This window comes from Rahnella sp. RcJ3, assembly GCF_009498575.1.
GTDB classification, from domain to species: domain Bacteria; phylum Pseudomonadota; class Gammaproteobacteria; order Enterobacterales; family Enterobacteriaceae; genus Rahnella; species Rahnella aceris.
In genome coordinates, this window is the sequence record NZ_QSNX01000045.1 from 1 (window position 1) to 5079 (window position 5079).

General features: G+C 46.3%; 5 protein-coding genes and 4 tRNA genes. 2 read left to right on the forward strand and 7 right to left on the reverse strand.

All coding sequences use genetic code 11. The annotated features are described in order from the left end of the window. The 5 genes from DXU84_RS24805 to DXU84_RS24825 all read right to left on the reverse strand — a co-directional run. A partial coding sequence (locus tag DXU84_RS24805; protein ID WP_228389065.1) for a GTP-binding protein occupies positions 1-137 on the reverse strand: 137 nt, incomplete at its 3' end. 108 nt (positions 138-245) lie between these two features. Next, positions 246-321, reverse strand: a tRNA-Thr gene (locus DXU84_RS24810). A gap of 7 nt (positions 322-328) precedes the next feature. Continuing rightward, positions 329-403 (reverse strand) — tRNA-Gly (locus tag DXU84_RS24815). A gap of 130 nt (positions 404-533) precedes the next feature. Next, positions 534-618, reverse strand: a tRNA-Tyr gene (locus DXU84_RS24820). Positions 619-637: 19 nt separating this feature from the next. After that, positions 638-713 (reverse strand) — tRNA-Thr (locus DXU84_RS24825). A gap of 386 nt (positions 714-1099) precedes the next feature. On the opposite strand from DXU84_RS24825, the gene DXU84_RS24830 reads away from it, so the two are divergent. Both DXU84_RS24830 and coaA read left to right on the forward strand, forming a co-directional pair. Then, on the forward strand, positions 1100-1636 hold the full coding sequence (locus tag DXU84_RS24830) for a GNAT family N-acetyltransferase (RefSeq protein ID WP_013577416.1): 537 nt from the start codon (positions 1100-1102) through the stop codon (positions 1634-1636). Positions 1637-1853: 217 nt separating this feature from the next. After that, positions 1854-2804, forward strand: a complete 951-nt coding sequence (gene coaA / locus DXU84_RS24835; RefSeq protein ID WP_013577417.1) for a type I pantothenate kinase — start codon at positions 1854-1856, stop codon at positions 2802-2804. 52 nt (positions 2805-2856) lie between these two features. Here the strand turns inward: coaA and birA are convergent, their stop codons facing one another. Further along, positions 2857-3816, reverse strand: a complete 960-nt coding sequence (gene birA, locus DXU84_RS24840) for a bifunctional biotin--[acetyl-CoA-carboxylase] ligase/biotin operon repressor BirA (protein ID WP_013577418.1) — start codon at positions 3814-3816, stop codon at positions 2857-2859. Beyond that, positions 3813-4850 carry a UDP-N-acetylmuramate dehydrogenase gene (gene murB, locus DXU84_RS24845; protein ID WP_153376837.1) on the reverse strand — a complete coding sequence of 346 codons (1038 nt, stop codon included), beginning with the start codon at positions 4848-4850 and terminating at the stop codon, positions 3813-3815. The genes birA and murB overlap by 4 nt, the downstream gene beginning before the upstream one ends. Between the last annotated feature and the right edge of the window lie 229 nt (positions 4851-5079).

The following is a 5079-nucleotide window of genomic DNA, read 5'->3' on the forward strand; positions in this document are numbered from 1 at the left end:
GCGCGTGCAGAACCGCCGTAGGTTTTAGCCAGAACGGTAGTGATTGCTGCAGTCAGGGTAGTTTTACCGTGGTCAACATGGCCGATAGTACCAACGTTAACGTGCGGTTTGTTACGTTCAAATTTTTCTTTAGACATCGATTGTCCCTCTAAGACACGGTTAAATCGGTGGTATCACCACATCAACCAAGCATTTGCTTGACGAATTAGTTTACAGAAAGAAAATCAGGAGGGAGAATTTGGAAGTGGTGCTGATAGGCAGATTCGAACTGCCGACCTCACCCTTACCAAGGGTGCGCTCTACCAACTGAGCTATATCAGCACATACTTGGAGCGGGCAGTGGGAATCGAACCCACATCATCAGCTTGGAAGGCTGAGGTAATAGCCATTATACGATGCCCGCATCCTGGAACTCGGCTACCTGATTGTTCTGAAGAACTTGAAGACGGGGAAAAGGACGTGAGACACTTAATTCCTCACCTTCACCTGAAGCGACTCTTTCACTTCAAGCTGCCTCATTACTAAGGCTTGTATGGTGGTGGGGGAAGGATTCGAACCTTCGAAGTCGATGACGGCAGATTTACAGTCTGCTCCCTTTGGCCGCTCGGGAACCCCACCTAATTGTTAAGTACTTGAATGGTGCCGGCACCAAGAGTCGAACTCGGGACCTACTGATTACAAGTCAGTTGCTCTACCAACTGAGCTATGCCGGCATCAAGTGCTGCGCATTCTATGGAGACTTTACGGGGTATGCAACAAAAAAATTGCATGTTTTGCACTATCGCTCATGTTTTATTCAAAAAGTAAGCTTTTTCCCTTTTTCCGCTGTTTAAGGGGTGAAAATATATCCAAAAGTGCGACTTCTTCATACCTGTCTGAGCAAGATATGAACCACTTTCCTACACTTCATTAATGAAATAAATCCTTCGCAGAGCTTAACCGTCTCATTTATGCACTGAAAATGTGCTTTTGCCTCACAAATGAACATCAAAAGGCATTTCTTTATCAGTTACACCTGATTTCAAGGCCATTTATATTGGCGCAATTCTTGCAATCTTCATTGCGTACGCACTGTTTTGTTATTTTAAGGAGTGCAGCTATGAAAATTGTCATGCTCAACGCCGCAACATTGCCTGTTTATAGAGATGAACTGGCACAACTTCTCATCGAAGCCAACAGTACAGGCGCTTGCGTGGGGTTCCCGCACGTCACCGGACAAAGAGAGGCGGAAGACTCTTTTCATGATTTACGCCCTGCACTAACTCAAAATGAGCGACTGCTTTGGATCGCCAGAGATGAACAAGGTGTCATTGGGACCGTTCAGCTCGATCTGGCCCATTCTCCGGATTTACCTCATCAGGCCGAAGTGAGTACTTTGCTGGTCTGTGCCCGTGCGAGACGACGCGGCGTCGGTCGTCTGTTAATGCGTGCACTGGAAAATACCGCACAGAACCTGCGTTGCTCCGTTCTGTCTTCAGATATGCAGTCAGGTTCGGACGCCGAAGCTTTCTATCGGGCTCAGGGTTATCGCTGTGCGACACTCAGGCAAGACTCAGCCCGTTACAGCAGAAAAAATGAAGTAGTCTATTACAAACAACTACCGCCCTTCACCTGCGCCTCTCACCCCCTCTTTTAGTCTGTGAAAGTGCGGTGAGTATTTCATCGCACTTTCACAGACTTTCCTCACTTGCATAAGTTTCTCAAAAATTTTTAAACTCAATCAAAGAAATCGATAAGTTATAAGAAAAAGATCTCCCTCAAAAATTAAGGTGTCTATAATATGCTGCTGGTTTACTGTCTGGAGTTGGCGTGATCGCCTTTCCTGACCTGCGCTAACAGGCAGACTTTAACTTATGAAAAAAAGAGACCCATCTTTGGCAACTCCTTATCTGCAGTTTGATCGTACGCAGTGGGCAGCCTTACGTGATTCAGTACCACTCACGCTCAAAGAGGCTGAAGTGGTGAACCTGAAAGGCATAAACGAGGATTTATCCCTCGAGGAAGTCGCGCAGATCTATCTGCCACTTTCACGCCTTCTCAATTTTTACATCAGTTCCAACCTGCGCCGACAAGCCGTGCTTGAGCAGTTCCTCGGTACAGATGGACAGAAAATTCCTTATATCATTGGAATTGCTGGGAGTGTAGCGGTAGGTAAAAGCACGACAGCCCGCGTCCTCCAGGCATTATTAAGCCGTTGGCCAGAGCATCGCTCAGTAGAGCTGATCACCACAGATGGTTTTCTCTATCCCAATAAGACGCTCCAGGAGCGTGGGATCATGAAGAAAAAAGGGTTCCCTCAATCTTACGATATGCACCAGCTGGTGAATTTCGTTTCAGAGGTTAAGTCAGGCGCACGGCATGTTACCGCGCCAGTTTATTCACATCTGATCTATGATGTGATACCCGATGGCAATAAAGTTATTGAGCAGCCAGATATTTTGATCCTTGAAGGGCTGAATGTCTTACAAAGTGGCATGGATTATCCTCATGATCCACATCGTGTATTTGTTTCCGACTTTGTCGATTTCTCTATATACGTTGACGCACCTGAAAATTTATTGCAGAGCTGGTATATCAATCGTTTCTTGAAATTCCGTCAAGGCGCTTTCTCAGACCCAGATTCTTATTTCCACCATTATGCAAAATTGCCAGAAGAAGAAGCTGTGAATATTGCGACACAGTTATGGAATGAGATTAACGGTTTGAATTTAAAGGAGAATATTCTCCCAACCCGTGAAAGAGCCAGCCTAATCTTGACGAAAAGTGCTAATCACGCTGTTGAAAGTGTTCGGCTGAGAAAATAAATTTACTGTCGTTAACGAATAAAGGAGAGCCTGATACTCTCCTTTATTTTAGTCAGATACCGCGCAGTGAAATCTCACCGCCAATATAAGGTTTAACTACCGCATCCTGTTCAAGCAACAAAGCACCCTGCGGATCAATCCCGCGCTCGATACCATGAATTTCCTGGTCACCGATGAGTAATTTAACCTGACGATCAAGGAAATTATCTAAACCACGCCAGCGGGGAATAAAAGGTGCTAATCCTTCCTGTTCGAAATGTAATAATGCTGACCTTAACTCTTTCAGCAGCATTGCTGTGAGTTCATTGCGGTCAATATTAACACCCGCCTCCTGCAAATTTATCCATCCCTGAGTGATGGCGTCAGAAGCCGGTTCACGCATTTTGAGGTTAATGCCCGCGCCGATAACCAACTGTGCCGCATCGCCGGTTTTACCTGTCAGTTCAACCAGTATCCCAGCCAGCTTACGGTCATTAAGATAAAGATCATTTGGCCATTTCACCCGTACATCTTTAGCTCCAAGGCGCTGAAGCACCTCAGCCATGACAATCCCGATAACCAGGCTTAGCCCCATTGCGGCGGCAGGCCCTTGTTCCAGCTTCCAGTACATAGAAAGATAAAGATTACTGCCAAAAGGTGAGAACCATTTTCGCCCGCGACGTCCCCGGCCGGCCTGCTGATATTCCGCAACACATGCGTCGCCAGAGCTTAATTCGCCAATTCGGTCTAAAAGATACTGATTGGTTGAATCAATAACGGACAGAACTCTGACCTGACCCGCCGGAAGCAGCTTGAGGATTTTCTCCTCGTCGAGCAGTTGGATAGGATATGGCAGGCTATAACCTTTGCCCGGCACTGTAAATATATCAACGCCCCAGTCACGTACCGTCTGGATGTGTTTATTAATTGCTGCACGGCTCATGCCAATGACTGTACCTAACTGCTCACCGGAATGAAATTCACCATCAGCCAAAATGGAGATCAGTTGCAGAGGAACGGTAATATCTTTCATGACAGCGCACCCACGGCGTCCACTTCACCCTTCGCGGCGATAAAACGAACCTCTGGTTCAAGCCAGATACCAAATTTCTCTGCAACAACATCACGTACATATTTAGCCAATGCACGTACATCAGCGCTGCTCGCATGATCTTTATTAATCAGTACTAACGCCTGTTTATCGTGAACTGATGCGCCGCCAACGGTAAAACCTTTCAAACCAGCCTGTTCAATCAACCATCCGGCAGCAAGTTTAATTTGCCCATTAGCTTGTGGATAAGACGGCATAGAAGGATATTCGTTGCTGATTTTCTCTGCCACAGAAGCGTCAACAGCAGGGTTCTTGTAGAAACTCCCCGCATTGCCGGTAATGGCGGGGTCAGGTAATTTGCTCTGCCGCATCGCGCAAACTAAATCAAAGATCTGACGGGGGCTAACAGTCTCAGGATCTAAGCGAGTCAGCTCCCCATAAGTCAATTTCGGCTGCCATTGTTTTGTCAGCTTCAGGCCTACGGCAATAATGGCATACCCTTCTTTATAGGAATGTTTAAATATACTCTCGCGATAACCAAACTGGCATTCGTCGGATTGCACGCGGATGACCTTTTCGCTCTGCAAATCCAAAACATCCACATAACCACAGATACTCTGCAGTTCGACACCATATGCACCTATGTTTTGAATAGGAGCAGAACCTACGCATCCGGGAATTAAAGCAAGATTTTCCAGACCCGGAATATCATGCTCTAATGCATAACAAACCAATTGATGCCAATTCTCACCAGCCCCCACATGCAACAGCCATTCCTCTGCATTTTCATCCAGCTCAATACCTTTGATCCGGTTCAGCACTACTGACCCTGCAAAATTCTCCAGGAAAAGAACATTACTTCCTTCGCCTAAAAGTAAAAAAGGCTGCTCCTTTTCCTTCGCTGATTTCCAGGCTGCTATGAGTTGTTCAGTGTTCTGGACATGCGTGATTTCAGCAGCATAAGCCGCCAGAGAAAAAGTATTCAGGGATTGAAGAGAAGTGTCGCCAATCGACATAGCAATATTACTCATGAGTGACTTATTTGTGCTTAGTTTAACCGATCCGATATCCTGATACGCAGAGTTTTATAAGTTGGGGTGGGCCTCAAGACCAATAAACAAAGTCCATGCAGAGCTAAATTCCGCATAGCAAAAAGCCCCGTACTTTCGTACGGGGCTTTCCACTTATTTGATGCCTGGCAGTTCCCTACTCTCGCATGGGGAGACCCCACACTACCATCGGCGC